This is a genomic window from Vibrio sp. 10N.222.52.B7, from assembly GCF_041474275.1.
Taxonomy (GTDB): Bacteria; Pseudomonadota; Gammaproteobacteria; order Enterobacterales; family Vibrionaceae; genus Vibrio; species Vibrio crassostreae_C.
This window is the reverse complement of record NZ_JBFRTU010000826.1, coordinates 1-330: the sequence shown is the minus strand read 5'-3', so window position 1 is coordinate 330 and position 330 is coordinate 1. Positions and strand designations below refer to the sequence as shown.

Below are 330 nucleotides of genomic sequence, written 5' to 3'. Positions count from 1 at the left end.
GTGTAATTTGACCCGTAATGAAGTTATAACTAATGAGTCCATGCTCTGTGCCAATCCAATATTGGTCTGAAGTTTCAGCAAGCGAGAGAACGTGCGACCCTTTTATTTTGTTCTCTTTATCTGGATTCGCGAGATCAACAATCACCGCCCCATTTAAAGTGCCGATCACTAACTCTCGTCTAGCATTAGCAAAATAAACCGTCTCAATATGGTGCTTATCTGATGCAGTGATGTGAGTAAACTCTTGCGCCTCGGAAAGGTAAGCACCAGAACTGGTCGCGAGTACCCATTTTGACAACACCCACTCCGCATCGTTAATCGCAATATCAC

General features: G+C 43.9%; 1 pseudogene. It reads right to left on the bottom strand.

From position 1 onward, the window contains the following. A pseudogene (locus AB4512_RS25485) lies at positions 1-330 on the bottom strand (AraC family transcriptional regulator); the annotation flags it as partial.